This is a genomic window from Cytobacillus sp. SAFR-174, assembly GCF_051964675.1.
Lineage (GTDB): Bacteria > Bacillota > Bacilli > Bacillales > Cytobacillaceae > Cytobacillus.
The window spans coordinates 31,326-58,027 of sequence record NZ_JBQCMZ010000026.1; the positions used below are offsets into that span (position 1 = coordinate 31,326).

The following is a 26,702-nucleotide window of genomic DNA, read 5'->3' on the forward strand; positions in this document are numbered from 1 at the left end:
CTATAATACTTTCGAATTCAATTGGAAGGAGATGGGCAACCTGAGGCCCGTTCAGACATCCGGCGATTTGTTTAGAGGTGCGTTTATCCTGACGGTCGCTGCCCTGATCACAAAAATTTTAAGCGCAATTTACCGGGTCCCCTTTCAGAATATTGTCGGGGATGTGGGGTTTTATATATATCAGCAGGTTTATCCGTTCTATGGAATCATCATTGTGTTATCTACATACGGGTTTCCGGTCATTATTTCTAAACTTTATGCCGAACAGGCTGCTTTAAAGAAAGAGCAGGATATTCAAAATTTATTTGCTGTATCTGCCTTTGTTCTATTCATAATAGGTTTTATCGGGTTTTCCACCCTGTACTGGGGTTCAGAATGGCTGGCAGTCAGGATGGGCGATCCGCAGCTGGCAATTCTGCTCAGAGTGGTAGCAGCTGTGTTTCTTATTTTTCCAGTCCTGTCTCTTTTCCGGGGGTATTTTCAAGGGAAAGGGGACATGGTTCCAACCGCGGTTTCCCAGGTAGGAGAACAGCTTGTCAGGGTTGTTACGATCCTGCTTGCCGCTTATCTGCTGGTTAAGGGAGGAAATTCTCTCTACATGGTGGGAGGCGGGGCCATGTTCGGGGCTGTTACCGGGGGAGTCATCGCCGTCCTGATTTTGATTACCTTTTTTTATATTAAAAAAAGAAATAGCCTGCCGTCCGCCATTTCAATTGATTTTAAACAAGGCGGCAAGCTGGCCAAAACGATTATCATACAGGGATTTGCTATCTGCATCAGCAGTCTGGTGCTTATTTTCATTCAGCTGGCAGATTCGTTTAATCTATACTCGCTCCTCTTGGCATCCGGAATTGAAGGGGAAGAGGCCAAGGCGCTAAAAGGCGTGTATGACCGCGGACAGCCTATTGTCCAGCTGGGCATTGTTGTGGCAACATCCATGTCCCTGTCGCTGGTGCCGCTCATTTCCAAAGAAAAAATGAGAAATCAGCCCGCATTCCTTTATAGTAAAATCAGACTTGCCCTTCAAATCGGCATTCTGGTTGGAGCTGCCGCAACCGTTGGGCTCTGGAATATCATAAAGCCTGCAAATATTATGCTGTTTGAAAACTCATCAGGATCGGATGTCCTGGCGATTCTCAGTCTGCTGATTTTGCTGAGCAGCCTGATCATCACCATTACCGGCATTTTACAGGGACTTGGGTTCATCTTTTTCCCGGCAGGAGCCATTCTGCTTGGATTTGCGGCAAAACTCGTCCTGAATACGCTATTGGTGCCATCATACGGCACAATCGGTGCAGCCGTGGCATCATGCATAGCTCTTACGGCCGTCCTCATGCTTCTTATAGCAAAGCTTCAGGTATACTTGAAAATTTCATTGATTTCACTGCGCTTTCTATTTGCGGCTGGATTCGCAGCACTTATGATGTCAGTTGTTCTGCAGCTGTACCTGCACGCCACAGCACTGCTGCCCATCCCGGAACCGGGCAGAATGTTTTCCGGATTCCAGGCATTGAGCGGTGTAGCGCTCGGAGGCTTTACGTATTTGTATATCATGTTTAAAGGCAATACTTTTAAAGAGGAAGAGCTTGCTTTGCTGCCGCTTGGAAGCAAACTTATGTTCTTGCTTCCCAAAAAGACTAGGAGATGAATCGCTTTATGAAAAAAATAACCATTCTCGGACTTGGAGCAGGAGATCTGGATCAGCTTCCTTTTGGCGTATATCGACAGCTTACAAATACAGGGGCTCTTTACCTGCGGACTAGAGAGCATCCGGTTCTGCGTGATCTCGAACAAGAAGGGCTGACGTATCAGTCTTTTGATCATATCTACGAAAAGCATGAGCAGTTTGAAGAAGTATATGAGGAGATTTGTGAATTTCTCCTGAATGAAGCTCTTGCCAAAGAGATTACATATGGAGTTCCAGGGCATCCGCTTGTTGCGGAGCGTACGGTGCAGCTTCTCATAGAGCGTGCGCCGCAGAGAGGCATTGAGATTATCATTGGAGGAGGACAAAGCTTCCTGGATCCACTATTTCAGGCTTTGAAGATCGATCCCATCGAAGGTTTTCAGCTTCTCGATGGAACCGATCTGAAAAGGGATGAGATTCAGGTCGCACAGCACGTCATCATTGGACAGGTTTATGACCAGTTTATTGCGAGTGACGTCAAGCTGACATTGATGGAAAAGCTCCCTTACGATTACGAGGTTTATATTGTAACAGCTGCTGGAAGCAGCGAAGAAGTGATCAAAAAGGTGCAGCTGCATGAAATGGATCATAATATGGAGCTGAATAATTTAACTTCCGTTTATGTGCCCCCTGTAAAAGATGAGGCTGTCCTCTATAAAGACTTTTCTAAACTGCGCAGCATTATCGCTGAATTGCGCGGACCAAACGGCTGCCCATGGGATAAAAAGCAAACCCATGAATCATTAAAGAAATATTTAATCGAAGAAGCCTATGAGCTGATTGAAGCGATTGATAATGAAGATAGCGAGCATATGACGGAAGAACTGGGCGATGTCCTTCTCCAGGTGCTGCTTCATGCTCAAATCGGCGAGGATGAAGGCTATTTTGCCATCGATGATGTGATTGAAGGCCTTTCCGAAAAAATGGTCCGCCGTCATCCCCATGTCTTTGGAGATGTGCAGGCAGAAAATGAAGAAGATGTCCTGAAAAATTGGCAGAGCATTAAGCAGGAAGAAAAGGGTGAAAAACAGGAATCCAAGATGGATTCTGTCCCGAAATCATTCCCGAACTTAATGAGAGCAGCTGAAATTCAGAAGAAAGCAGCAAAAGTCGGCTTTGACTGGAAGGAAGTTGAGCCTGCCTGGGAGAAGGTAAAAGAAGAGATTGCCGAATTCGAGAAGGAAGCCGCGGACTTCAGCCCGGAGATGGAGCCGGAATTTGGCGATATCCTGTTCGCTCTTGTGAATATTGCACGTTTTTATAAAATCGATGCCGAAGAAGCTGTGAGAAAAACAAATGAAAAATTCATCCGCCGTTTTAAGTATTTGGAAGAACGGGTAATGATGAGCGGCAGAAAATTTGAAGACTTTACGCTCGAACAGCTCGATGAATTCTGGAATGAGGCAAAATCAAAAGGCTATTAATAGAGGAGTGGCGTTACATGAGATTAGATAAATTTTTAAAAGTATCAAGACTTATCAAAAGAAGAACATTGGCAAAAGAGGTCTCCGATCAGGGAAGGATCACGATAAACGGACAGCAGGCAAAAGCAAGCTCCACGGTTAAAGTGGGAGATGAACTTCAAGTCCGCTTCGGCCAGAAGCTGGTAACGGTCAAGGTGGAACGCCTGCAGGAAACGACCCGCAAGGAAGAAGCAGCCGGCATGTACTCGATTGTAAAGGAAGAAAAAGTGGAATCAGAAGCATAAGGCTTATGAACTCCCGCTTTTTTTATATTATCAGAATCTATATCATTGAACTTCGATAACTGTCTAGCTCCAGGCGCCATCGTCTCGAGGTATCCGTCTAAAAGGTTAAAGAACAACCTTTCAGCCGGCTCGTCTTATGCTTGTCGCCGAAAGGCGGGCGCCTTGCGCTTTTCTTGATGGCTTGTTCTATTTTAATCCCCCCATTCATAAACATGTACAAAAAGGTTGTACTATGTGATTGCGGGGGATGAATAATGAGTCAATATTATGAGTCAAATTCAAACAAAACCAATGCTCAGGAACATGATGTTATTATGAGAGGCAGAAGGCTGATTGATATTACGGGTGTTAAACAGGTGGAAAGCTTTGATAATGAAGAGTTTTTGCTGGAGACGGTGATGGGGTTCCTTGCGATTAGAGGGCAGAATCTGCAGATGAAGAATCTGGATGTGGATAAGGGAATTGTTTCCATCAAAGGGAAGGTATTTGACCTTGTTTATATTGATGATCAGAATGGAGATAAAGCTAAAGGTTTCTTTAGCAAGTTGTTCCGATGACACTGACCACTCAATTTGTGACCATGCTGGCGATGATTGGCATGGGAAGTGTATTTGGGGCTGCCCTTGATACGTATAATCGTTTCCTGCAAAGGACGAAGCGGAAAAGCTGGCTTGTTTTCATTAATGATATTCTTTTTTGGATCGTACAGGGTCTGGCAATCTTCTATATTTTATTCCTGGTGAATAAGGGTGAACTGAGGTTTTATATTTTCATTGCTTTGCTGTGCGGGTTTGCCGCTTATCAAAGTTTATTTAAGAAAATGTATCTGCGGGTATTGGAGATATCCATCCGAATGGCGATCTCCATATACCGCTTTTTCGTGAAGACCTTAACTTTGCTCGTCTATAAACCCATCCAGGGTCTGATTATGGCGTTAATTGCGATTGCTGTCATGCTTGGAAAAGGACTTTATTCCCTTTTAAAAGTCATTCTTCGAGTCTTTTGGTTCACATTGAAGATCGTATTTCTGCCTGTCAAATGGATTTTGTCACTTTTGTGGAAACTTTTGCCGAAAAAGATTAAAAAAACAGTCGAGAAGTTATATAATAAATTGGCAGGATATTTACAGCGGATAAAGAATTATGTTTTAAAATGGACAGCTAAGTGGAAAAAACCTAAAGAGTAAGGAGGGAGTGCGGAAATGAGTGTCACCAAGAAGAAAAATGTAGCCAAAATGGAAACAAGCTATGTCAAACAGCAGGAAGCAGCAGAGATCAGTGCCGGCCGGAAGAAAAAGCTATTATTTCGCAGATTAGCAGCATTTTTCACACTGGCAGCCGTCGTTTCATTCTTTATGATCACAACACTCGTTTCGCAGTCTGCTGCTCTGGAAGAAAAAGTGGAAGAGAAAACCAGGCTGGATCAGGAGCTTTCTGACCTGAAGAAAAAAGAAGTTATGCTCGAGGAAGAAATTGTTAAGCTGAATGATGATGAGTATATCGCGAAGCTTGCCCGCAAAGATTATTTCCTATCTGACAATAACGAAATCATTTTCAACCTCCCTGAAGAAGAGACAGAAAAAGAAAAAAAGAAAGAAAAAAAGGCCGACTGACGCTATATTGACACTTTTTTTTTGGTTTCTGTATAATATATAAAAAGTTTCACTTTAAATCTTTCAAGGAGGCAGTTTTTTTAATGTCAATCGAAGCAGGCAGCAAGTTAACAGGAAAGGTCACAGGCATTACAAATTTCGGAGCATTTGTGGAGCTGCCGGAAGGCTCAACCGGTCTGGTGCACATAAGTGAAGTCGCTGACAAGTATGTAAAAGATATTAATGAGCACCTAAAAGTGGGTGACATGGTTGAAGTGAAAGTCATTAATGTCGAAAAGGACGGCAAGATTGGATTATCCATCAAAAAGGCAAAAGACCGGCCTGAGCGTTCTGAAAGACCTGAAAGAGGAGACAGAAAAGAATTCAGACCGAATTCCAATTCTGGCCGCCCTCGCCATAATCGACCAAACGACCATCGCCCTAAAGAAAACTTTGAAGCCAAAATGGCCCGTTTCCTGAAGGACAGCGAAGATCGTCTGTCATCGCTAAAACGCCATACTGAATCCAAGCGCGGAGGAAGAGGAGCTAAGCGAGGCTAACTTGCTGCTGATCGATCTATATAGCAGGATGAAAAACAAGTCCGGTTGGGCTTGTTTTTTTATGCTGTTTAACGCAAATTCAGCCATCAAAAAAACGCCAGCCTAAGGCTGACGCTCTTTTGAAATGACCCGTACGGGATTCGAACCCGTGTTACCGCCGTGAAAGGGCGGTGTCTTAACCGCTTGACCAACGGGCCGGGATAATAAATTTAGGCAACGCGCTTCCGCATTTCTCTGATAGCGGCGGAGGGGATCGAACCCCCGACCTCACGGGTATGAACCGTACGCTCTAGCCAGCTGAGCTACACCGCCAAATTTCAATAGATTACTAGATGTGCTCTGAAGCACAAGATTTATAATACAAATTTTTAAAAAGGAAGTCAATAAGATATTAAAAGAAATATGTCGTAACTCTCACTTGCCTCTTCGTCAATTTCTTCCATGCTTCGCTTTTCGCAGAAAGCTGTCATTCCAACGGTTTGTTTACTTTTTTTGTCAGAACTAAGCTGAACCTCAGGAAGCTCCATTTTAAATCTTGTTATCTATCCCCATATATAGTGGAAAACCGTCGAACGAAAAGCCGGGGCTTGTCCGCTATTTTGACAAACTTCTGGAGCGCTTGATTTTATAATTGTCAGCAACGATAAAAATATGGGGAGTGTAGTTTAATGGAAAAGGTAGAAAGGAATGTAATGGAGCCGATCGGGGAAGTGCCCTTCAACAAACCGAAACTGGATATTGCCAAAGGCTTAAAAAAGCTCCAATCAGGGCTGGAGAATTTCTTTCTGAAAAAAGGCTATGTTCTGCTGATCATTGGCTTTTTGCTTGGAAGAGCCTTGATATTGGCGAAGCTTACCCCATTTAGCCTTCCGTTTTTTGCAGCGGTTTATTTCATACGAAGAGATAAGGCGCCCCTGGCACTGGTGGGATTAATGGCAGGAGCCGCCACATTATCCATATCCAATGCGGTATCCGCTTTTGGAATCACCTTTATCTTTTTATTCGCTTTCCGGGTCTCAAAGAAATGGCTGTCTAATGAAATCAGGGCACTGCCTTTTTATGTATTTTTCACTCTCCTGGCAGGCAAGCTCCTGGAGGCCTTCATTATGAAGGGGCAGCTGACTTTATATGATGGCATGATGGCCGGAGTCGAGTCGAGCCTTGGCTTCATCCTGACACTTATTTTTCTGCAGGGACTGCCGCTGCTTTCTATAAATAAACGCAGACAATCACTGAAAACCGAAGAAATCGTCTGCCTGATCATTATGCTGGCTTCTGTCATGACGGGAACCATCGGCTGGACGGTCTATGATCTTTCGGTCGAGCATATTATGTCACGCTACCTTGTCCTGCTCTTCGCCTTTGTGGCAGGAGCTACAGTCGGTTCTACAGTAGGGGTGGTAACCGGCCTGATCTTCTCCCTTGCGAATATATCGAGCTTTTATCATATGAGTCTGCTTGCTTTTGCGGGCCTTTTAGGAGGCCTTTTGAAAGAAGGCAGGAAGGTTGGAGTGGCATTCGGCCTGCTGGTTGCGACACTCCTGATGGGCATGTATGGAGAGGGCAGCGGAAACCTCATGAAAACTCTGTCAGAAACAGGTGCGGCCATTCTCTTATTTTTACTGACACCGCAGGCACTTACAATGAAATTGGCTAAGCAAGTCCCGGGAACGCCTGAATATGCCGCTGAGCAACAGCAATATATGAGAAAAATGCGTGATGTGACGGCACAGCGCGTTGCCCAGTTTTCGAGCGTCTTTCAGGCTCTTTCCAAAAGCTTTTCCTCCCATGATGAACCGTCCCAATGGGAAGAAGACAGTGACAGGGAAGTGGATTATTTCTTAAGCAATGTAACGGAAAAAACCTGTCAGACCTGCTTTAAGAAGGATCACTGCTGGTCAAAGAACTTTAATACAACCTATGACTATATGATGGATATTATGCATGATGTGGACAATAACGAAGGTGCCCTTTCTCCAAAGCTTGCGAGGGATTGGGAAAAGTACTGCACAAGATCGAAAAAAGTGACAGAAGCCGTTCAGCAGGAGCTGACTTATTATAAAGCGAACCAAAAACTGAAGAAACAGGTTCAGGAAAGCAGGAGGCTGGTAGCCGACCAGCTTAAGGGTGTTTCGGAGGTGATGGGTGACTTTGCCAAGGAAATTCAGAGAGAGCGGGAAAATCATCATAAACAGGAAGAACAGATCCTTGAAGCGCTTCAGGAGTTTGGCATTCATATCGAGCAGGTGGAAATCTACAGCCTGGAGCAGGGAAATGTCGACATTGATATGACCATCCCATACTGCCAGGGACATGGGGAATGTGAAAAGCTCATTGCACCGATGCTATCTGATATTTTGGGAGAAACGATATTAGTAAATTCAGAGGAATGTGCCGCGTTTCCGAATGGATACTGCCATGTAACTTTCCGGTCAGCCAAGGCTTTCGTGGTTGAAACAGGTGTTGCACATGCAGCGAAGGACGGGGGCTTAGTGTCTGGGGACAGTTATTCCACCATCGAGCTGGGCTGCGGAAAGTATGCGATTGCCATCAGTGATGGAATGGGCAACGGGGAAAGGGCCCACGCAGAAAGCCAGGAAACACTTCAGCTTCTGCAAAAAATTCTTCAATCGGGCATTGAAGAGCAGGTTGCGATTAAATCCGTCAATTCCGTTCTTTCTTTACGGACCACAGACGAAATTTTCTCCACATTGGATCTGGCCATGATTGATCTGCAGAATGCCGACGCAAAATTTTTGAAAATTGGATCAACTCCAAGCTTCGTAAAAAGAGGTCCTAAGGTAATGAAAATTCAGGCAAGCAACCTCCCGATGGGCATCATTCAAGAATTTGATGTCGATGTGGTCAGTGAGCAGCTTAAAGCCGGTGATTTATTGATCATGATGAGTGATGGCGTGTTTGAAGGGCCGAAGCATGTGGAGAACTTTGATTTGTGGATGAAGCGCAAAATATCCGAGCTGAAGACGGACGATCCTCAGGAAGTGGCCGATCTCATTATGGAAGAGGTGATCAGGTCAAGGTCCGGAAATATAGAGGATGATATGACGGTTGTGGTCTCCAAGGTTAAGCACAATACACCGAAATGGACAAGCATCCCTGTGCATGCCATCCGCCAAAAAGCCAACTGATTAATTTGCTCATCATGATGCGTTTATATGTATATTTCCTCTCCAAACAGTCGAAAATGCTAACAACTCATATGTGGAGGGGAGTTTCAAATGAAAACAGGAACACTGAAGCAGATTTTACTGATAACGGATGGCTGTTCAAATCAGGGTGAAGATCCCATTGCCATGGCGGCACTCGCCAAGGAGCAGGGAATAACCGTGAATGTAATCGGAGTCATGGAGCAGGATGTCATTGATGAACAGGGAATGAACGAAATTGAAGGAATCGCCATGTCAGGAGGCGGAGTCAGTCAGGTAGTCTACTCTCAGCAGCTTTCCCAGACGGTACAGATGGTGACAAGAAAAGCCATGACTCAGACCCTTCAGGGAGTGGTGAACAAAGAGCTCCAGCAGATTCTGGGCGGTTCGAAAACGATGGAGGACCTCCCGCCTGATCAGCGCGGCGAAGTGATGGAGGTCGTAGATGAATTGGGTGAGACGGTCGAGCTTGAAGTGCTGGTCCTCGTGGATACCAGTGCAAGCATGAAACATAAGCTCCCGACCGTTAAGGAAGCCCTGCTGGATCTGTCCTTAAGCCTTAATGCCCGCTCTGGTGATAACCGATTTTCTGTATTCGTATTTCCCGGGAAAAAGAAAGATGTCGAAAAATTGCTGGATTGGACACCGAATCTTGAATCGCTCACCAGCATATTCTCGAAATTGACAACAGGCGGAATTACGCCAACAGGCCCGGCCATTCATGAGGCACTAAACCATTTCAAGAAAAAACGTTCATTAAGGAGTCTGCTTTCCCGTGATGATGAATCATTCTTTGAAGAGTCAGTGTAAAGTAAGCCCTGGTACTGTGATTGAAGGAAAGTGGCACCGCAGCCGATATACCATTATTAAAGAATTGGGGTATGGTGCTAATGGGATTGTGTATCTCGCCAAAAACCAAAATCAGCAGGTTGCTTTGAAAATGAGTGATAACGGGATGTCCATCACGTCCGAGGTGAACGTCCTTAAATCCTTTGCAAAGGTCCAAGGCTCTGCCCTCGGGCCTTCTTTGCTTGATGTCGATGATTGGGAACGAAGGAGCGGTAAGGTTTCATTCTATGTAATGGAATATATACAGGGTCCTGATTTGCTGACATTCATACAGCAGAAGGGGCCATCCTGGACTGGTGTATTAATTGTACAGCTCCTGAATGATCTGGATGCATTGCATAAAGCGGGCTGGGTGTTCGGTGATTTAAAGCCGGATAATTTGATTGTAACAGGCCCTCCATCGAAAATACGCACCATTGATGTGGGCGGCACCACCATTCAGGGCAGGGCAATAAAGGAATTTACCGAGTTTTATGATCGCGGCTATTGGGGGCTCGGCACCAGAAAGGCTGATCCAGCCTATGATCTCTTTGCTGCAGCTATGATTTTAATCAATACGGCCTATCCAAAAAGGTTTGCCAAGACAACAGGTGACCTTAAACAGCTAAAAATGATGATCCGCCAAAAGAAAGAACTGCTTAAATACGAGGATGTTATTCTGAATGCATTGCAGGGCCATTATAGCTCAGCCGGTGAAATGAGAAACGATATGCTCCAGCTCACACGTGCAAATCCGGCGCAAAGGACGACGGTAAGCAGGAATTCCGGACAAACCGCCAGCCCTCAGCCTGCCAGCAGGCACAGACAAAGGCAGAAAAAAAAGAAAGGGAGCTTCTTTGAAACCCTGCTGATTACCCTTATTGTAAGCCTGCTATATTTCTTATATATTTATGGGCAGCTGCTTTGAAAATGAAATAAATGAAACTTTCTTTTCGTTGATCCGTATTATAAGCTTAATCCCTTTTGATATTTACCCTTTAATAATGATATGCTTTTCTATAGGAAGGATTATGCTGCCCTTTGCAGGGGTAGTAGTAAATATATTTAATTTGGATAAGGAAGAAGCCTATGCTCGAAGAGAAAGTGAGTGCTTTCCTTAAGAAAAAGGGATTAGATTTAAAAAACAAAAAAATAGTAATCGGTGTATCAGGAGGGCCGGATTCCATCGCCCTGCTCCATTATTTTTGGAGCAGGCAGCGGCATTATCAGACAGAAGTAATTGCCGCACATGTCGATCATATGTTCAGAGGCGAAGAATCCCTTCAGGACGCCATGTTTGTGAAGGATTACTGCAGGGACAAAGCCATTCCGTTTGAAATGGAAAGAGTGAATGTGCCTGAGTATATGGAGAAGTCCGGGAAGAGTTCACAGACCGCTGCCAGGGATTGCCGCTACAGCTTCTTTCAAAGAACAGCCGAGAAATATGGGGCAGACTATATAGCGCTTGGACATCATGGCGACGATCAGGTTGAAACCATCTTAATGCGTCTCACAAGGGGAAGCGCCGGCAGCGCAAGAGCAGGGATCCCCTTCAAGCGTCCATTTGGCGATTATACGATCATCCGCCCTTTCCTGTGCTTGAATAGAGCTGAAATCGAAAGCTTCTGCCTGAAAGAATGCCTGAACCCCAGGCGGGATCCAAGCAATGAAAAAGGCATATACAGCCGCAACCGTTTCAGGCAGGAAGTGCTCCCATTCCTGAGAAAAGAAAACCCTCAGGTGCATGAGCATTTTCAAAGATTTAGTGAAGATTTGCAAAGTGATGAAGCATATCTGCAGGAATTAACCGTCCATAAAATGAATACAGTAATGAAAAAGAATGCCAATGAGGAAATTAGTGTGGATATCGATGCTTTTGAGGCAATGCCAATGCCTTTACAAAGAAGAGGGATTCAACTAATATTAAACTATCTTTATAAGGAAAGGCCGGCATCGTTAGCGGCATCTCATATAGAGAGTATTTTTTCCTTAATGAAAAGTCCTCATCCATCGGGAAATTTAGATTTTCCAGGCGGTTTACATATTGTACGCTCCTACCGGCAATGCCACTTTTTATTCCCGAAGGAACCTGTACAATCCTATCGATATGAAATCTTCAAACCTGCAAGCATTAAACTCCCAAACGGCGGATCGATTATCCTTGAATATGCTGACTGTCCTGATGGAATTCTAAATAATGATACCCTGGCAATAGACAGGGAGAGTGTTTCTTTTCCAATCATTATCAGGACAAGAGAAAAGGGAGACCGCATGACGCTTAAAGGAATGCAGGGGTCGCGGAAGATTAAGGACATTTTCATCGATCATAAAATTCCGCTGCATGATCGGAAAACCTGGCCAATCGTGACAGATGCACAAGGCAGGATCCTATGGGTGCCTGGTTTGAAGAAATCGCATGATGATAGGCAGCAGCAATCCTGCACCAGCTATATTATTTTAAAATACATAAAGCAATGATCTTCTAGGGGGCACATTAAATGATGAAAAATGACATTGAAAAAGTACTGATTTCAGAAGAGGAGCTGCAGGATAAGATTAAATCCCTTGCTGCCGAACTTACTGAAGAATACCAGGACCGATTCCCGCTTGCCATTGGAGTTTTAAAAGGGGCAATGCCTTTCATGAGCGACCTTTTAAAGCGTGTGGATACATATCTTGAGATGGATTTCATGGATGTATCGAGCTATGGAAATTCCATGGTATCTTCAGGAGAAGTAAAAATTCTGAAAGACCTTGATACTTCTGTTGAAGGCAGAGATATTCTGATCATTGAAGATATCATTGACAGCGGTTTGACACTCAGCTACCTGGTTGAGCTTTTCCGCTACAGAAAAGCGAAAAGCATTAAGATTGTAACACTGCTTGACAAGCCAACTGGAAGAAAGGCTGATATCAAAGCTGATTATGTAGGATTTATAGTTCCTGATGAGTTCGTAGTCGGCTATGGCCTTGATTATGCGGAAAAGTACCGCAACCTTCCATATATTGGAGTGCTTAAGCCGGAAGTATACAGCAATAACGATTAAGGAAATCCTAAGTATGATCTTGGATTAAAGCCCTTTACTGAAACAAGAATCACCCGGTTTTAAGAAGTCTAATTCCTTGTATTGGCACAATTTTCTATGATACTATACACTATAGTTTGTTTACCGTGGGAGGAGGTAAGGGATGAATCGGATCTTCCGGAATACCATCTTTTATTTATTAATATTTTTAGTCATTATTGGAGTTGTCAGCTTCTTTAACGGCAACAATGAACCAACGGAGCACATCTCTTATAATAAATTTGTTGATCACTTGGAAAGCGGCGATATCACGTCTATTTCCCTTCAGCCTGAGAGAGGTGTTTTTGAAGTACGGGGTCAGCTTGAGGGATATGAGGAAGGCAAATACTTCCTGACTTATATCATGAACAATGATAATATCCTTGACCGTGTGGATCAATTAGCCCAGACATCGGATGTCGATGTTATGCCGGCTAAAGAAACAAGCGGCTGGGTTACATTCTTTACGTCAATCATTCCTTTCATCATCATCTTCATACTATTCTTCTTCCTGCTGAACCAGGCGCAGGGCGGAGGCAGCCGTGTGATGAACTTCGGCAAAAGCAAAGCCAAGCTGTATGATGAAAGCAAAAAGAAAGTGCGCTTTAAAGATGTTGCAGGCGCCGATGAAGAAAAGCAGGAGCTTGTTGAGGTCGTTGAATTCCTTAAAGACCCGCGCAAGTTTGCTGAATTGGGAGCCAGAATTCCCAAAGGGGTTCTTCTTGTGGGACCTCCGGGAACAGGTAAAACCTTGCTTGCACGGGCAGCTGCCGGTGAAGCGGGCGTTCCGTTCTTCTCTATAAGCGGTTCTGACTTCGTTGAAATGTTCGTCGGTGTGGGTGCTTCCCGTGTCCGCGACTTATTCGAAAATGCGAAAAAGAACGCACCATGTATTATTTTTATCGATGAAATTGATGCTGTAGGGCGTCAGCGTGGTGCCGGCCTTGGGGGCGGACATGATGAACGCGAGCAGACCCTAAACCAGCTTCTTGTTGAAATGGATGGATTTGGAGCAAATGAAGGAATTATCATCATTGCTGCCACTAACCGTCCGGATATTCTTGACCCGGCATTATTGCGTCCGGGACGTTTTGACAGACAGATTACGGTTGATCGCCCGGATGTTAAAGGCCGTGAAGCGGTGCTTAAAGTGCATGCCCGCAACAAGCCTTTAGATGAGTCGGTTAACTTAAAGAGCATTGCGATGCGTACTCCTGGATTCTCGGGTGCAGACCTTGAAAATCTATTGAATGAAGCAGCGCTTGTAGCTGCCCGCCGCAATAAGAAAAAAGTCGATATGGAAGATATCGATGAAGCAACAGACCGCGTGATTGCGGGACCAGCCAAGAAGAGCCGTGTTATTTCCCAAAAAGAAAGAAACATCGTTGCTTTCCATGAAGCAGGTCATACAGTCATCGGTTTAGTGCTTGATGAAGCAGAAATGGTTCATAAGGTTACAATCGTGCCGCGCGGCCAGGCCGGAGGATATGCAGTAATGCTTCCGAAAGAAGACCGCTACTTCCAGACGAAGCCTGAGCTCCTCGACAAAATTGTCGGATTGCTTGGCGGACGTGTGGCTGAAGAAATCGTCTTTGGTGAAGTAAGCACAGGTGCCCATAATGACTTCCAGCGTGCGACAGGCATTGCCCGCCGCATGGTAACCGAATTCGGAATGAGCGACAAGCTTGGACCATTGCAGTTTGGACAGTCTCAGGGCGGCCAGGTATTCCTTGGACGTGACTTCCATAATGAACAGAATTATTCAGATGCAATCGCATATGAAATCGATCTTGAGATCCAGCGCATTATCAAGGAATCCTATGAAAGAGCAAGAAAGCTCTTAACAGAAAACCGCGATAAGCTGAATCTGATCGCCAATACTTTGCTTGAAGTTGAAACGCTTGATGCGGAACAAATCAAGCACTTATCAGACCATGGCAGACTGCCTGACCGTCCAGCAACTTCCATTTCAACGGATGAAGATGTGAAAGTAAACATCAGCATCAAAAAAGAGGATCCTGCTGAAACAGGCGAAATCCCTGAAACCAGGGAAGGCTCAAGCCCCGCAGAAGCGGATGTGCCTCCTGCCATCGACGAAGAACGCAAAGACAAATAATAATCGAAAAGCGCCTCCAGGGGCGCTTTTTTTTTGACGAAAAATATCAATTCCCAGACCGCCCGGAATTTTCGATTACACGAAACAACAGCAGTTGTGATATGATGTTTTCAGTGAAAAAAGCGTTTTAAATAATCATAAAGTGGTGAGAATGTTGATCTTTGTTTTCGACGTAGGGAATACCAATATCGTTCTGGGTGTCTATGACCAAGATGAATTAAAGCATCATTGGCGAATTGAAACCAACCGGAATAAAACAGAAGATGAATATGGAATGATTGTGAAGTCTCTGTTTGAGCATGAGAATCTTTCCTTTTCAGATATAGATGGCATTATCATTTCCTCAGTAGTGCCGCCAATCATGTTTTCGCTTGAAAGAATGTGCCAGAAATATTTCCATGTGAAGCCTCTTGTTGTGGGTCCTGGCATCAAGACAGGCTTAAACATCAAGTATGATAACCCGAGAGAAGTGGGGGCAGACCGAATCGTCAATGCTATAGCTGCCATTCATGAATATGGAAGCCCGTTAGTCATTGTCGATTTTGGAACAGCTACTACCTACTGCTATATCAATGAAAGTAAACAATATATGGGCGGCGCCATTGCCCCGGGAATCGGAATTTCAACAGAGGCTCTTTATTCCCGTGCAGCGAAGCTTCCACGAATAGAAATTGCCCGTCCTGATCATATTGTCGGAAAAAATACTGTATCTGCCATGCAGGCGGGAATTCTTTATGGTTACGTCGGCCAGGTGGAAGGTATAGTTAAAAGAATGAAAGATCAGGCAGATGAAAAGCCGACTGTCATTGCCACGGGAGGACTTGCGGGGCTCATCGCGCAAGAGTCGGATATCATCGATGTTGTGGATCCATTTTTAACTTTAAAGGGCCTGCAGATTATTTATAAACGAAATATGGAGAACATAAAAAAATAGTAAGCTTAATCAGCTGCTGCCATTAAAGCAGTACTCTGGAAAGGAGCAAAAAATGAGCGATTATTTAGTAAAAGCACTTGCATATGATGGACAAGTCCGTGCCTATGCATCCCGCACTACCGAAACAGTTGGGGAGGGCCAGCGCAGACATTATACATGGCCAACCGCTTCAGCTGCTTTAGGAAGAGCCATGACGGCAGGCGTGATGATGGGTGCCATGCTGAAGGGCGATAACAAACTGACGATCAAAATCGAAGGCGGCGGTCCAATTGGCGCCATTCTGGTAGACAGCAATGCAAATGGAGAGGTGCGCGGATATGTAACAAACCCGCAGACGCACTTCGATCTTAATGAGCAGGGCAAGCTTGACGTGCGCCGTGCGGTCGGCACTGAAGGAACCCTGACTGTCGTGAAGGACATTGGCATGAGAGAACATTTCACAGGACAGGTTCCGCTGATTTCTGGAGAACTTGGGGAAGATTTCACTTATTACTTTGTTACTTCTGAACAGGTTCCTTCTTCCGTTGGAGTGGGGGTTCTTGTTAATCCTGATAACTCTATTCTTGCTGCAGGGGGATTCATTCTTCAGCTTATGCCGGGAACAGATGAAGAGACGATTACTTTAATTGAGAACAGACTGAAAGAAATCCCGCCTGTATCCAAATTGATTCAGCAGGGCTTAACACCTGAAGAGCTTTTGGAAACGATTCTTGGCAAAGATAATGTGAAGTTCCTTGAGAAGCTTCCTGTATCCTTCACTTGCACATGTTCAAAAGAGCGTTTTGCCAATGCGATTATCAGCCTCGGTGAAGACGAAATCCAGCAGATGATCGATGAAGACGGACAGGCTGAAGCATCCTGTCACTTCTGCAATGAGAAATATCATTACACAAAAGAAGAACTGGAAGAATTGAAAAACGAAGTAAAGTGATAAAATAAGCGTTTGCCGGTCTCCTTAAGGTTCGCCCTTTAGGCCGGGGCCAAACGCTTTTGTTTTTTGAACTTAGAGAAATGTCCAGCTTCAGTGCCTGCCCCCTCGAGTGTCGGGGGACAGGTGCTTGCGCTTTTCTTAGGGGGAGGAGCACTTGGAAAAGAGACAGCTTTTAATGATCATTGCCGGTTTAGTGCTGCTGAATCTTATCACATTGACCTTTTTGCTTTTTAAAGGCGATGGCAACGGGGAAGCAGTAGCCAAAATCGGCGGAGAAAAAATCACTCGCCAGGAATGGATGAGTGAGATGGAAACGAAGTACGGAAAAAGCACCTTAAGCGAATTAATCGATCAGAAGGTCATTGAAGAAGCCGGGAAAAGATACGGGGTGAAAATCTCTAATAAGGCAGTAGATCTTGAGCTGAAAATGGTCAAGACGATGTATGGCGGCAATATCACTGATGAGATGAGTGAAGACAAGTGGCGCAGGCAAATCAAGAACAATCTTATTCTTGAAGAGCTGCTGACGGCTGATGTCTCTGTCTCAGAAGAGGAAATGAAGAGCTATTATGAAGAGAACAGCAGCCAATTTCATGTTCCTGACACCTATCACATCTCTCAAATCATTGTAAAAACAAAAGAAGAAGCAGAACAGACCGTGAAAGAGCTGGAAGAAGGCTCCAGCTTCTCTGTGCTGGCGATGGAGCGATCCATTGATGAATTCACTGCCAACCTTGGGGGAAATGCAGGGTATGTCAGTGAAGATGATGAGCACGTACCGGCAGAAGTCCTGGAACAGGTCAAAGACCTGAAGCCCGGCAAATGGACCAAACCGGTTAAAACAGAAGATGGCTATGCTGTTGTCATGCTTCATGAGCATTTAAAGGGAGAGCAGTATTCCTTTAAAGAGGTGAAGAACATGATTCGCCGCCAGATTGCTCTTGAGCAGATGGATGTTCCTGTCTCAGCCAAGCCGTTTTGGAAAGAGACGGATGTAGAATGGTTTTACGGTGAGCAGTAAATATAAAAACACGGAGCGAATTCCGTGTTTTTTTCTGCCTAAATTGAGTATCATGAATAGAGATGGGTAATTATCTATAATGACAAAAGTATGAATTTTCTTTTAAATGGCAGTCAAATTCATTGACATTCCCATTGGAAATTGGTAAATTTATATTAAACCAATAAAAATAGTCGGAAATAAGGAGTGGGGAAAATGGTACGTGTAGCAAATTCAATTGCAGATCTTGTTGGCCATACGCCAATTGTGAAACTAAACCGTCTAGTTGATGATAATAGCGCAGATGTTTATCTGAAATTGGAATACATGAATCCGGGGAGCAGCGTAAAAGACCGTATTGCCCTGGCAATGATCACGGCTGCAGAGAAAGATGGAAGTCTTAAACCAGGTGATACCATCATTGAACCGACAAGCGGAAATACAGGAATCGGATTAGCGATGATTGCCGCAGCCAAAGGCTATAAAGCAGTTCTTGTGATGCCGGAGACAATGAGTATGGAGCGCCGCAACCTGCTGCGTGCTTACGGGGCTGACCTTGTCCTCACACCTGGACCGGAAGGAATGAACGGTGCAATCCGCAAGGCGCAGGAGCTGGCAAAGGAACATGGCTATTTCGTGCCTCAGCAGTTTGAAAACCCTGCGAACCCTGAAATTCACCGTTTAACAACAGGACCTGAAATCACTGAGCAAATGGGCGACCAGCTGGATGCTTTCATCTCCGGAATCGGAACAGGCGGAACCATTACTGGTGCCGGTCAGGTGCTTAAAGAAAAATATAAAAACATCAAAATTTACGCAGTGGAGCCAACTGATTCACCTGTACTATCAGGCGGAAAGCCGGGCCCGCATAAGATCCAGGGAATTGGAGCGGGATTTGTCCCGGATACACTGGATACAAAGATTTATGATGAAGTGATCCAAATTACGAATGATGAGGCATTTGATTATGCCCGCCGTGCGGCCAAGGAAGAAGGAATCCTGGGCGGGATTTCCTCCGGTGCGGCAATCAGTGCGGCCTTGAAGGTTGCCAAAGAGCTTGGCAAGGGCAAAAAAGTTCTGGCCATTCTCCCAAGTAACGGCGAACGTTATTTAAGTACTCCTTTATATCAATTTGAAGCTGAATAATTGATAGGACAGCGGTCTACATTGGCCGCTGTTTTTTGCGTACAATAAAAATTATGAAAGCATGCCCCGTATCATGTATGATGAAAAAAGAGAACTATATAGGGGTGACTTTTAGTGAAGCATCTTCAGATTCATGCAAAAAAAATACCATATACATATAACCGGTTTTTCCGCACATACCGCTCGCTGTCTGAGGGATTGCCGCATCATGTTTTACTGGAAAGCGGACGGGGCGGCAGGTACAGTATTGCAGCTTTTGAGCCTGAAGCCATTTTAACAGGCAAAAATTCACAGCTTGAAATCACTGCAGACGGTGAAAAACAAGTGCTCGAAGGCAACCCCCTTCACCTGATGCAGGAATGGCTGAATCGATATAAAGCAGATAAGCTTGAAGAACTTCCGGATTTTCAGGGAGGGGCCATCGGGTTCATCAGCTATGACTACGCACGATATATCGAAAAGCTTCCAGATGAAGCCCGGGATGATCTGCAAATACCTGATATCCACTTTTTTATTTATAAAGATTGCTTTGTCTTTGATCATGAAACGGAACAGCTCTGGCTTCTATTCTTATATGAAAAAGGGGAAGAGCACTCGATCGAGGAACGGGCAGAGAATTGGGAGCAGAGATGGAAGAATGAGAGCGGAGAGCCTTCTGAGGAAGCGGGATGCAGTCAGGCGGAACAAACACTTAGGGTATCCATGAACGAAGAAGAATTCCAGTCTGCTGTACGGAGTGTTCAGGAATATATTTCACAGGGAGATGTCTTTCAGGTGAATCTCTCCGTACGACAAAGCCGCCCGATGCATATTCAGGCTATGGATGTATACGAGCAGCTGAGAGTGTTAAATCCGTCTCCATACATGGGGTATTTCCACACACCTGCATACCAGCTTGTGAGCGCATCACCGGAGCTGCTGATTAAGAAAAAAGGAAACACCGTCAGCACGCGGCCGATTGCCGGGACAAGGTCCCGCGGGAAGGATCATGAGGAGGACCTCAAGCTCGCCAGTGAACTGATTGAAAATGAGAAAGAGCGTGCAGAGCACGTAATGCTGGTTGACCTAGAGAGAAATGACCTGGGAAGAGTATGCGAATATGGGACTGTTGAAGTGGATGAGTTCATGGTCATTGAAAAATACTCACATGTGATGCATATCGTTTCCAATGTAAAAGGCGAGCTGGCAGAAGGCAAGAATGCGGTTGATATCATTGACGCTGTATTTCCCGGGGGGACGATCACAGGTGCCCCTAAGGTGCGCACTATGGAAATCATTGAAGAACTTGAACCGGTCACAAGGGGACCATACACCGGCTCTCTTGGCTGGATCAATTTCAGCGGTGATCTGGAGCTGAATATCATCATCCGCACTATGCTCGTTAAAGATGGACAGGCTCATGTGCAGGCAGGTGCAGGCATTGTCATTGACTCCAATCCGAAAAATGAATACAAAGAGTCACTGAAAAAGGCGATTGCTCTATGGAAAGCAAAAGAACTCGCAGAACAGGCAAAAGGGGATCAGCTATGATTTATATGATCGATAATTACGATTCTTTTACGTATAATCTCGTGCAGTATCTCGGTGAATTAGGCGAAGAGCTGGTTGTCAAAAGAAACGATGAAACATCGATTTCTGAAATAGGCAGTATGCAGCCGAAGTTCCTGATGATCTCTCCGGGGCCGTGCAGTCCGAATGAAGCAGGCATCAGCCTGAAAGCCATTGAAGCTTTTGCAGGCAAAATCCCGGTCTTTGGTGTTTGTCTGGGACATCAGTCGATTGCTCAAGTATTCGGAGGGGATGTGGTGCAGGCAGAGCGTCTGATGCATGGAAAAACTTCTGACATTTTTCATGATGGGAAAACCATATTTAAAGACCTGCCCAACCCTTTTCCTGCTACCCGCTACCATTCGCTGATTGTCAAAAAGGAAACACTTCCGGAATGTCTTGAGGTTTCAGCATGGACAGCTGAGGGAGAGATTATGGCCATCCGCCATAAGGAACTGCCTGTAGAAGGTGTCCAATTCCATCCGGAGTCGATTATGACTACGGCCGGAAAGGAACTCCTTCAAAATTTTATTAAGCATTACAAAGCCTCACTGCAGGCAGAGGGGCTGTAAACCTTGTATATTTATATGAATGGGGAAGTTGTCAGGAAAGAGGAGGCCAGGATTTCTCCTTTTGATCATGGCTTTATATATGGGATGGGGCTGTTTGAGACGTTCCGTATCTATAATGGGCATCCCTTTTTATTGGATGATCACCTGGAGAGGCTGAACAGAAGCCTTGAAGCGATAAATATTGAAGCATTTTATGCCAGGGAACAAGTGCTCGCGGCGCTGGATTTGCTGCTTGGAAAAAATGGATACCATAATGCCTATATCCGGATGAATGTTTCAGCGGGGAACGGGGAGATTGGCCTGCAGACAGCACCGTACACTAACCCGAATACGATCATTTTCTGCAAACCGCTTCTGCCAAGAAGTGCCGGTGCAGAAAAGCAGGCAGTATTGCTTGAGATTCCCCGCAATACACCTGAAGGGGCCGAACGGCTGAAGTCCCACCATTATTTAAATAACATTCTGGCTAAAAAGGAAGCGGGGGACGATCCAGGCATTGAAGGGATCTTCTTGACCAGGGATGGCTATCTGGCAGAGGGGGTCACTTCGAATTTATTCTGGATTCGTGATGGCCATTTATTTACCCCGTCGCTTCAAACCGGCATACTAAACGGCATTACCCGGAAATTTGTGATCAGGCTTGCCGGAAAGCTGGGGATGAATGTGCAGGAAGGCCTGTACAGAGCAGAAGCTGTAAAGGATGCGGATGAAGTTTTTGTCACGAACTCCATCCAGGAAATTGTGCCGATTTCCTCGTTTGATGGCCATTTCATGCCAGGGTTATCCGGGAAGAAAACATCGGAGCTCCAGGTGCACTATGAAAACCGCTGTGAACACTTATGGAGCAGGAATGAACTGTAGGAGGATTCATAATGTCTAAAACAACAATTCAGTGTGGGCCATATACGCTAGATTACGGGAAGAAAACCATTGTGATGGGAATTTTAAATGCAACCCCTGACTCCTTTTCGGATGGGGGCAAATACAGTCAGCAGGATCTGGCAGTCAAGCATGCTCTTGAAATGGTTGAAAACGGAGCAGATATCATCGATGTTGGCGGAGAATCAACCCGTCCGGGATTTGATCCGGTGCCTGCAGACGAAGAGCTGAGACGTGTTCTTCCAGTTATCGAGGCAATTTCAAAGGAAGTGGATGTTCCGATATCCATTGATACCTATAAAGCGGAAGTCGCCAGGCAGGCCATTGAAGCCGGGGCCCACATTATCAATGATGTGTGGGGAGCCAAAGCGGATAATGAAATGGCGGCAGCTGCAGCAGAAACAGGAGCGCCGATCATCTTAATGCATAACCGCAAGGATATGGAATACACATCCTTTTTCCGGGATGTCATGAATGACCTGTACGAAAGCATTGCGCTAGTAAAGTCTGCAGGTGTTAAAGACGAGAATATTATCCTTGACCCGGGCATCGGCTTTGCTAAGGACTTGAACTATAACCTGGAAATGATGAGGGATTTGGACAAGCTTGTGGCTATCGGGTATCCTGTGCTGCTTGGCACATCGAAGAAGCGGATGATCGGAACCATCCTGGACCTTCCGGTTGAGGAGCGGACAGAAGGAACGGGAGCGACGGTGTGCTACGGCATCCAAAAGGGCTGCCAGATGATCCGCATTCATGATGTAAAGGAAATGAGCCGAATGGCTAAAATGATGGACGCTTTAATGGGAAAAGGTGATTACAATGGATAAAATTTATGTGAACCGAATGGAGTTTTACGGCTACCATGGTGTTTTCCCGGAAGAAACACGGCTTGGCCAGCGCTTTGCTGTAGACCTTACTGTCGAAGCAGACCTGAAAAAGGCGGGGGAAACCGATAATCTTGACGATTCCATTAACTATGGTGAGCTGTATGCAGTGTGCAAAGAGGTGGTGGAAGGTAAGCCCTATAAGCTGGTTGAAGCTGTGGCAGAAAAGCTGGCAGCCGAACTTCTTTCCCGGTTCCCGCTGATTCTGCAGCTGACGGTCAAAGTCATCAAGCCTGATCCGCCTATTCCGGGCCACTATCAATCAGTAGCCATCGAAATTACAAGAGGCAGATCATGAGGAACACCGCTTTTATTGCGCTTGGCTCAAATATCGGCAGCCGGTTTGACCACTTGAAGAAAGCAGTTGAGATGATTGATCAGCTACCGGAAACCCAAGTGGTAAATACTTCATCTGTTTATGAAACAGATCCTGTCGGTTATGAAGATCAAGAACAATTTCTGAATATGGCAATCCAAATTTCTACCGGCTTAGATCCTTTTGAATTGCTGGATGCGTGCCTTGATATCGAATTAAAACTTGGGAGAAAAAGGAAAATTCATTGGGGCCCGCGGACAATAGACCTTGACATTTTGCTGTATAGTCACGAAAATATTGAAACAGAGAAGCTAATAGTTCCTCATCCTCGGATGCATGAAAGAGCGTTTGTCCTTGTTCCTCTTTTAGAGGTTGATTCCAGCATCAGGCTTCCGAAGATGGAGCGGCCTTTAATTTCAATACTGGAAGATATACCTGACAGAGAGGGAGTACGGATATGGAAGCAGAAAAATGGGGAAGACGTATTCGCGCTTTTCGAAAGCTAAAAGGATTTACACAAGAAGGATTTGCAAGAGAGCTCGGTGTATCGGTTTCAATTTTAGGTGAAATTGAAAGAGGAAACCGCATGCCAGCACCGGCTTTAATCGAGCAGATCGCTCTGGCGCTTAAAGTGACACAGGAAGAATTGGCTCCCAGACAGGAGCAGGATTAATATATAAGTTTGAATAATTACAGAGGGAGGTGCAATTATGTTCAAAATAGGTGATATCCAGCTGAAAAACCGTGTAGTACTGGCTCCGATGGCCGGAGTATGCAATTCCGCTTTCCGACTGACTGTAAAAGAATTCGGTGCCGGACTTGTATGTGCGGAGATGGTCAGCGACAAAGGCATTGTCTCCCAGAACGAAAAGACGATGAACATGCTTTATATTGATGAAAGAGAAAAGCCGCTAAGCCTGCAGATTTTCGGGGGTAAAAAAGAAACGCTTGTAGAAGCGGCGAAATTTGTAGACCAAAATACGAATGCAGATATCATCGACATTAACATGGGCTGCCCTGTCCCTAAAATCACCAAATGTGATGCGGGTGCCAAGTGGCTTCTTGACCCGGATAAAATTTATGAAATGGTTTCAGCTGTAACAGACGCTGTTGAAAAGCCGGTTACTGTAAAAATGCGGATGGGCTGGGATGAAGACCACATCTACGCTGTTAAAAACGCGCAGGCAGTTGAACGGGCAGGCGGCAAAGCTGTAGCTCTTCACGGCCGTACGCGTGTCCAGTTGTATGAAGGACAAGCGAACTGGGATATTATCCGCGAAGTAAAGCAGAACATTAACATTCCGTTAATCGGAAATGGTGATGTGGAAACACCGCAGGATGCCAAGCGCATGCTGGATGAAACAGGCTGTGACGGTGTCATGATCGGACGGGCTGCACTGGGAAACCCATGGATGATTTACCGTACAGTTAAATACCTGGAGACTGGCGAATTAATGGGCGAGCCTTCTGTACGCGAGAAAATGGATGTGTGCATCCTCCATCTGGACCGTCTGATTTCATTAAAGGGTGAACATATCGCTGTACTCGAAATGCGAAAGCATGCTGCATGGTACCTGAAAGGAATCCGCGGCAATGCGAAGGTCCGCAATGGAATCAATGAATCCAATACAAGAGAAGAATTGGTAAGCGTTCTTAACGCTCTTGTCATTGATGCAGAAGAAAAAGAAAGAAGCCAGATACAGGCTGTATAACTGCGTAAAGTTTGACAGGCTGACAATCTTTGCCTATAATACTTTTGATAAATGGAAACTGCCAGTGCATGAACTGGCAGTTTTTATTCTATTTAACTATTTAGGATGTCTGATTTACCCGCTTTGTGTAAAATAATAGAGATATACATTTTTGAAGGACCGCAGAATTGTGCGTACATAAAAAGATTTACAAAATGGAGATGATTTCAGTGAGCCAGAGTCATGAAGAATTAAATGACCAGTTGAAAGTAAGACGCGAGAAAATGAACAGCTTGCGCGAACAGGGAATGGATCCTTTCGGGAAACGTTTCGACCGTTCACATCAAAGCAATGAATTAATTGAGCAGTACGGTGAGCTTGAGAAGGAAGAAATTGAGGAAAAGGATGTTTCTGTTACACTGGCAGGCCGCATTATGACAAAGCGCGGAAAAGGGAAAGCCGGATTCGCCCATGTACAGGATTTATCAGGGCAAATTCAAATTTATGTCCGCAAAGATGCTGTTGGAGAAGAAAGCTATGCCATCTTCGAAACTGCGGATCTGGGAGATATTGTTGGAATCAGCGGCAAGCTCTTTAAAACAAAAGTAGGCGAACTGTCTGTTAAAGCAGAGGAATTTGTCCTTCTGACAAAATCCCTTCGTCCGCTGCCGGATAAGTTCCACGGGCTGAAGGACGTTGAGCAGCGCTACCGCCAGCGTTACCTGGATCTCATTATGAGTGAGGAAAGCAAAAAGACTTTCGTCACGAGAAGCCGCATTATCCAATCCATGCGCCGCTACCTTGACAGCCATGGCTACCTTGAAGTTGAAACACCTATGATGCATTCCATTGCAGGGGGAGCATCTGCACGTCCATTTATCACTCATCATAACGCGCTGGATATGGAACTCTATATGCGTATCGCCATTGAGCTTCATCTGAAGCGTCTGATTGTGGGCGGCCTTGAAAAGGTATATGAAATTGGCCGGGTATTCCGTAATGAAGGTGTATCTACACGTCACAATCCTGAATTCACTATGATTGAATTATACGAAGCATATGCTGACTATAGAGATATCATGAGCCTTACTGAAAACCTAATTGCCCATATCGCCCAGGAAGTGCTTGGAACAACTACTGTGCAATACGGCGAGTACGAAGTGGATTTAAAGCCTGAATGGAAAAGGCTTCATATGGTAGATGCCATTAAGGAATACACTGGGGTAGACTTCTGGAAAGAAACAAGTAAGGAAGAAGCCCAGCAGCTTGCGAAGGAGCATGGTGTTGAAATCAAAGACAATATGGAATATGGTCATATTGTTAATGAATTCTTCGAGCAGAAGGTTGAAGAGAAATTAATTCAGCCGACCTTCATCTATGGACATCCTGTTGAAATCTCGCCGCTCGCGAAGAAAAATGACGAAGACCCGCGTTTTACTGATCGTTTTGAATTATTTATTGTAGCCCGTGAACATGCAAATGCCTTCACTGAGCTAAATGATCCGATTGATCAGCGCGAGCGCTTTGAAGCACAGCTGAAAGAACGTGAAGAGGGCAATGATGAAGCTCATATGATGGATGATGATTTTATTGAAGCTCTTGAATACGGCATGCCGCCAACAGGCGGACTGGGCATCGGAATCGATCGGGTTGTCATGCTGCTGACAAATTCACCTTCTATCAGAGATGTACTATTATTCCCGTTAATGCGTCATCGTTAATATTTTATAAAATAAGGCAGAGTACATTGCGTGCTCTGTCTTTTTTCTATTATAGAAAGGAATATAAATAGTGCTATTTTCCGGGCAGAATAATGGGAATATTTTTTCTTTCTTTTTTACGTATAAAAAAGATAAAAACATATTGCATGTTGTCCTGTGAGGTGATATATTTATATTCGTTGCTGCAAGACAGCGACTTACAAAAAAAGATTTTAAAAAAAGTTATTGACTCAGATAGTTGGATCTGATAAGATAATAAAGTCGCTCTTGAGCGGCGGATTGATCTTTGAAAACTGAACGAACAATACGTCAACGTTTAAATCATTAGTCTTTTTTGAAAAGACAACTCGAGCTT

General features: G+C 44.9%; 26 protein-coding genes and 2 tRNA genes. 26 read left to right on the top strand and 2 right to left on the bottom strand.

Features of this window, described 5'->3' with window-relative positions:
- The first annotated feature begins 40 nt into the window (after window positions 1–40).
- The 7 genes from ACTHRG_RS20630 (at window position 41) to ACTHRG_RS20660 (ending at window position 5,546) form a co-directional block, all read left to right on the top strand.
- Window positions 41–1,648: a putative polysaccharide biosynthesis protein gene (locus ACTHRG_RS20630; protein ID WP_440231884.1), complete on the top strand. Its 1,608-nt coding sequence runs from the start codon at window positions 41–43 to the stop codon at window positions 1,646–1,648.
- Window positions 1,649–1,656: 8 nt separating this feature from the next.
- Window positions 1,657–3,111, top strand: a complete 1,455-nt coding sequence (mazG, locus tag ACTHRG_RS20635; protein ID WP_076262391.1) for a nucleoside triphosphate pyrophosphohydrolase — start codon at window positions 1,657–1,659, stop codon at window positions 3,109–3,111.
- Window positions 3,112–3,128: 17 nt separating this feature from the next.
- Window positions 3,129–3,395, top strand: coding sequence for an RNA-binding S4 domain-containing protein (locus ACTHRG_RS20640; RefSeq protein WP_076262393.1), 267 nt, complete (start codon window positions 3,129–3,131; stop codon window positions 3,393–3,395).
- Between the two features lie 254 nt (window positions 3,396–3,649).
- The gene (gene yabP, locus ACTHRG_RS20645; protein WP_076262395.1) at window positions 3,650–3,952 is read left to right on the top strand and encodes a sporulation protein YabP; all 303 of its coding nucleotides are present in this window, start codon (window positions 3,650–3,652) and stop codon (window positions 3,950–3,952) included.
- Complete coding sequence (gene yabQ / locus ACTHRG_RS20650; protein ID WP_076262397.1) at window positions 3,949–4,581, top strand: spore cortex biosynthesis protein YabQ; 633 nt, start codon at window positions 3,949–3,951, stop codon at window positions 4,579–4,581. The genes yabP and yabQ overlap by 4 nt, the downstream gene beginning before the upstream one ends.
- Window positions 4,582–4,596: 15 nt before the next feature.
- Window positions 4,597–5,007 (top strand): FtsB family cell division protein, encoded by a 411-nt coding sequence (locus ACTHRG_RS20655; RefSeq protein WP_076262399.1) that lies wholly within the window; start codon window positions 4,597–4,599, stop codon window positions 5,005–5,007.
- 83 nt (window positions 5,008–5,090) lie between these two features.
- Window positions 5,091–5,546 (top strand): S1 domain-containing RNA-binding protein, encoded by a 456-nt coding sequence (locus ACTHRG_RS20660; RefSeq protein WP_076262401.1) that lies wholly within the window; start codon window positions 5,091–5,093, stop codon window positions 5,544–5,546.
- Window positions 5,547–5,671: 125 nt separating this feature from the next.
- On the opposite strand, the gene ACTHRG_RS20665 is transcribed toward ACTHRG_RS20660, so the two are convergent.
- A tRNA-Glu gene (locus tag ACTHRG_RS20665) sits at window positions 5,672–5,743 on the bottom strand.
- 41 nt (window positions 5,744–5,784) lie between these two features.
- Window positions 5,785–5,858, bottom strand: a tRNA-Met gene (locus tag ACTHRG_RS20670).
- 356 nt (window positions 5,859–6,214) lie between these two features.
- Here ACTHRG_RS20670 and spoIIE point away from each other — a divergent pair.
- From spoIIE to lysS, 19 genes are all read left to right on the top strand, one after another.
- Window positions 6,215–8,695 (top strand): stage II sporulation protein E, encoded by a 2,481-nt coding sequence (gene spoIIE / locus ACTHRG_RS20675; protein ID WP_076262403.1) that lies wholly within the window; start codon window positions 6,215–6,217, stop codon window positions 8,693–8,695.
- A gap of 90 nt (window positions 8,696–8,785) precedes the next feature.
- Complete coding sequence (locus tag ACTHRG_RS20680) at window positions 8,786–9,523, top strand: VWA domain-containing protein (RefSeq protein WP_061793575.1); 738 nt, start codon at window positions 8,786–8,788, stop codon at window positions 9,521–9,523.
- Window positions 9,492–10,469, top strand: a complete 978-nt coding sequence (locus tag ACTHRG_RS20685; protein ID WP_076262405.1) for a serine/threonine protein kinase — start codon at window positions 9,492–9,494, stop codon at window positions 10,467–10,469. The genes ACTHRG_RS20680 and ACTHRG_RS20685 overlap by 32 nt, the downstream gene beginning before the upstream one ends.
- 161 nt (window positions 10,470–10,630) lie before the next feature.
- On the top strand, window positions 10,631–12,019 hold the full coding sequence (gene tilS / locus ACTHRG_RS20690; protein WP_440231882.1) for a tRNA lysidine(34) synthetase TilS: 1,389 nt from the start codon (window positions 10,631–10,633) through the stop codon (window positions 12,017–12,019).
- Window positions 12,020–12,042: 23 nt separating this feature from the next.
- Entirely contained in the window at window positions 12,043–12,588 is a 546-nt protein-coding gene (hpt, locus tag ACTHRG_RS20695) for a hypoxanthine phosphoribosyltransferase (protein WP_175609168.1), read from the top strand.
- 142 nt (window positions 12,589–12,730) lie between these two features.
- Window positions 12,731–14,722: an ATP-dependent zinc metalloprotease FtsH gene (gene ftsH / locus ACTHRG_RS20700; protein WP_076262409.1), complete on the top strand. Its 1,992-nt coding sequence runs from the start codon at window positions 12,731–12,733 to the stop codon at window positions 14,720–14,722.
- A gap of 154 nt (window positions 14,723–14,876) precedes the next feature.
- Entirely contained in the window at window positions 14,877–15,656 is a 780-nt protein-coding gene (locus ACTHRG_RS20705) for a type III pantothenate kinase (RefSeq protein ID WP_175609169.1), read from the top strand.
- A gap of 52 nt (window positions 15,657–15,708) precedes the next feature.
- Complete coding sequence (gene hslO, locus ACTHRG_RS20710) at window positions 15,709–16,587, top strand: Hsp33 family molecular chaperone HslO (RefSeq protein WP_076262413.1); 879 nt, start codon at window positions 15,709–15,711, stop codon at window positions 16,585–16,587.
- Window positions 16,588–16,741: 154 nt separating this feature from the next.
- Complete coding sequence (locus ACTHRG_RS20715; protein ID WP_076262415.1) at window positions 16,742–17,608, top strand: peptidyl-prolyl cis-trans isomerase; 867 nt, start codon at window positions 16,742–16,744, stop codon at window positions 17,606–17,608.
- A 195-nt stretch (window positions 17,609–17,803) separates the two neighbouring features.
- Entirely contained in the window at window positions 17,804–18,733 is a 930-nt protein-coding gene (gene cysK / locus ACTHRG_RS20720) for a cysteine synthase A (protein ID WP_076262417.1), read from the top strand.
- Between the two features lie 114 nt (window positions 18,734–18,847).
- Complete coding sequence (gene pabB, locus ACTHRG_RS20725) at window positions 18,848–20,263, top strand: aminodeoxychorismate synthase, component I (RefSeq protein ID WP_076262419.1); 1,416 nt, start codon at window positions 18,848–18,850, stop codon at window positions 20,261–20,263.
- Window positions 20,260–20,853, top strand: a complete 594-nt coding sequence (pabA, locus tag ACTHRG_RS20730) for an aminodeoxychorismate/anthranilate synthase component II (RefSeq protein ID WP_076262421.1) — start codon at window positions 20,260–20,262, stop codon at window positions 20,851–20,853. The genes pabB and pabA overlap by 4 nt, the downstream gene beginning before the upstream one ends.
- Before the next feature lie 3 nt (window positions 20,854–20,856).
- Window positions 20,857–21,714 carry an aminodeoxychorismate lyase gene (pabC, locus tag ACTHRG_RS20735; protein ID WP_076262423.1) on the top strand — a complete coding sequence of 286 codons (858 nt, stop codon included), beginning with the start codon at window positions 20,857–20,859 and terminating at the stop codon, window positions 21,712–21,714.
- Between the two features lie 11 nt (window positions 21,715–21,725).
- On the top strand, window positions 21,726–22,562 hold the full coding sequence (gene folP, locus ACTHRG_RS20740) for a dihydropteroate synthase (RefSeq protein WP_076262425.1): 837 nt from the start codon (window positions 21,726–21,728) through the stop codon (window positions 22,560–22,562).
- Complete coding sequence (gene folB, locus ACTHRG_RS20745; protein WP_076262427.1) at window positions 22,555–22,917, top strand: dihydroneopterin aldolase; 363 nt, start codon at window positions 22,555–22,557, stop codon at window positions 22,915–22,917. Before folP ends, folB begins: the two co-directional genes overlap by 8 nt.
- Window positions 22,914–23,441, top strand: a complete 528-nt coding sequence (gene folK, locus ACTHRG_RS20750) for a 2-amino-4-hydroxy-6-hydroxymethyldihydropteridine diphosphokinase (RefSeq protein WP_076262429.1) — start codon at window positions 22,914–22,916, stop codon at window positions 23,439–23,441. Before folB ends, folK begins: the two co-directional genes overlap by 4 nt.
- Window positions 23,393–23,608 carry a helix-turn-helix domain-containing protein gene (locus ACTHRG_RS20755; RefSeq protein ID WP_035333327.1) on the top strand — a complete coding sequence of 72 codons (216 nt, stop codon included), beginning with the start codon at window positions 23,393–23,395 and terminating at the stop codon, window positions 23,606–23,608. The genes folK and ACTHRG_RS20755 overlap by 49 nt, the downstream gene beginning before the upstream one ends.
- A 37-nt stretch (window positions 23,609–23,645) precedes the next feature.
- On the top strand, window positions 23,646–24,647 hold the full coding sequence (gene dusB / locus ACTHRG_RS20760) for a tRNA dihydrouridine synthase DusB (protein ID WP_440231883.1): 1,002 nt from the start codon (window positions 23,646–23,648) through the stop codon (window positions 24,645–24,647).
- Window positions 24,648–24,847: 200 nt separating this feature from the next.
- Window positions 24,848–26,347: a lysine--tRNA ligase gene (gene lysS, locus ACTHRG_RS20765; protein WP_035333329.1), complete on the top strand. Its 1,500-nt coding sequence runs from the start codon at window positions 24,848–24,850 to the stop codon at window positions 26,345–26,347.
- Window positions 26,348–26,702: the final 355 nt, after the last annotated feature.

Bases quoted from the DNA above. Each gene is read 5' to 3' on its own strand.
- folP (WP_076262425.1), top strand. From the start codon at position 21,726: ATGTCTAAAACAACAATTCAGTGTGGGCCATATACGCTAGATTACGGG.
- dusB (WP_440231883.1), top strand. From the start codon at position 23,646: ATGTTCAAAATAGGTGATATCCAGCTGAAAAACCGTGTAGTACTGGCT.
- ACTHRG_RS20655 (WP_076262399.1), top strand. From the start codon at position 4,597: ATGAGTGTCACCAAGAAGAAAAATGTAGCCAAAATGGAAACAAGCTAT.
- ACTHRG_RS20660 (WP_076262401.1), top strand. From the start codon at position 5,091: ATGTCAATCGAAGCAGGCAGCAAGTTAACAGGAAAGGTCACAGGCATT.
- tilS (WP_440231882.1), top strand. From the start codon at position 10,631: ATGCTCGAAGAGAAAGTGAGTGCTTTCCTTAAGAAAAAGGGATTAGAT.
- spoIIE (WP_076262403.1), top strand. From the start codon at position 6,215: ATGGAAAAGGTAGAAAGGAATGTAATGGAGCCGATCGGGGAAGTGCCC.
- ACTHRG_RS20680 (WP_061793575.1), top strand. From the start codon at position 8,786: ATGAAAACAGGAACACTGAAGCAGATTTTACTGATAACGGATGGCTGT.
- ACTHRG_RS20755 (WP_035333327.1), top strand. From the start codon at position 23,393: ATGGAAGCAGAAAAATGGGGAAGACGTATTCGCGCTTTTCGAAAGCTA.
- hpt (WP_175609168.1), top strand. From the start codon at position 12,043: ATGAAAAATGACATTGAAAAAGTACTGATTTCAGAAGAGGAGCTGCAG.
- pabA (WP_076262421.1), top strand. From the start codon at position 20,260: ATGATTTATATGATCGATAATTACGATTCTTTTACGTATAATCTCGTG.
- mazG (WP_076262391.1), top strand. From the start codon at position 1,657: ATGAAAAAAATAACCATTCTCGGACTTGGAGCAGGAGATCTGGATCAG.
- hslO (WP_076262413.1), top strand. From the start codon at position 15,709: ATGAGCGATTATTTAGTAAAAGCACTTGCATATGATGGACAAGTCCGT.
- ACTHRG_RS20640 (WP_076262393.1), top strand. From the start codon at position 3,129: ATGAGATTAGATAAATTTTTAAAAGTATCAAGACTTATCAAAAGAAGA.
- folK (WP_076262429.1), top strand. From the start codon at position 22,914: ATGAGGAACACCGCTTTTATTGCGCTTGGCTCAAATATCGGCAGCCGG.
- ACTHRG_RS20685 (WP_076262405.1), top strand. From the start codon at position 9,492: ATGATGAATCATTCTTTGAAGAGTCAGTGTAAAGTAAGCCCTGGTACT.
- folB (WP_076262427.1), top strand. From the start codon at position 22,555: ATGGATAAAATTTATGTGAACCGAATGGAGTTTTACGGCTACCATGGT.
- cysK (WP_076262417.1), top strand. From the start codon at position 17,804: ATGGTACGTGTAGCAAATTCAATTGCAGATCTTGTTGGCCATACGCCA.
- ftsH (WP_076262409.1), top strand. From the start codon at position 12,731: ATGAATCGGATCTTCCGGAATACCATCTTTTATTTATTAATATTTTTA.
- yabQ (WP_076262397.1), top strand. From the start codon at position 3,949: ATGACACTGACCACTCAATTTGTGACCATGCTGGCGATGATTGGCATG.
- yabP (WP_076262395.1), top strand. From the start codon at position 3,650: ATGAGTCAATATTATGAGTCAAATTCAAACAAAACCAATGCTCAGGAA.
- lysS (WP_035333329.1), top strand. From the start codon at position 24,848: ATGATTTCAGTGAGCCAGAGTCATGAAGAATTAAATGACCAGTTGAAA.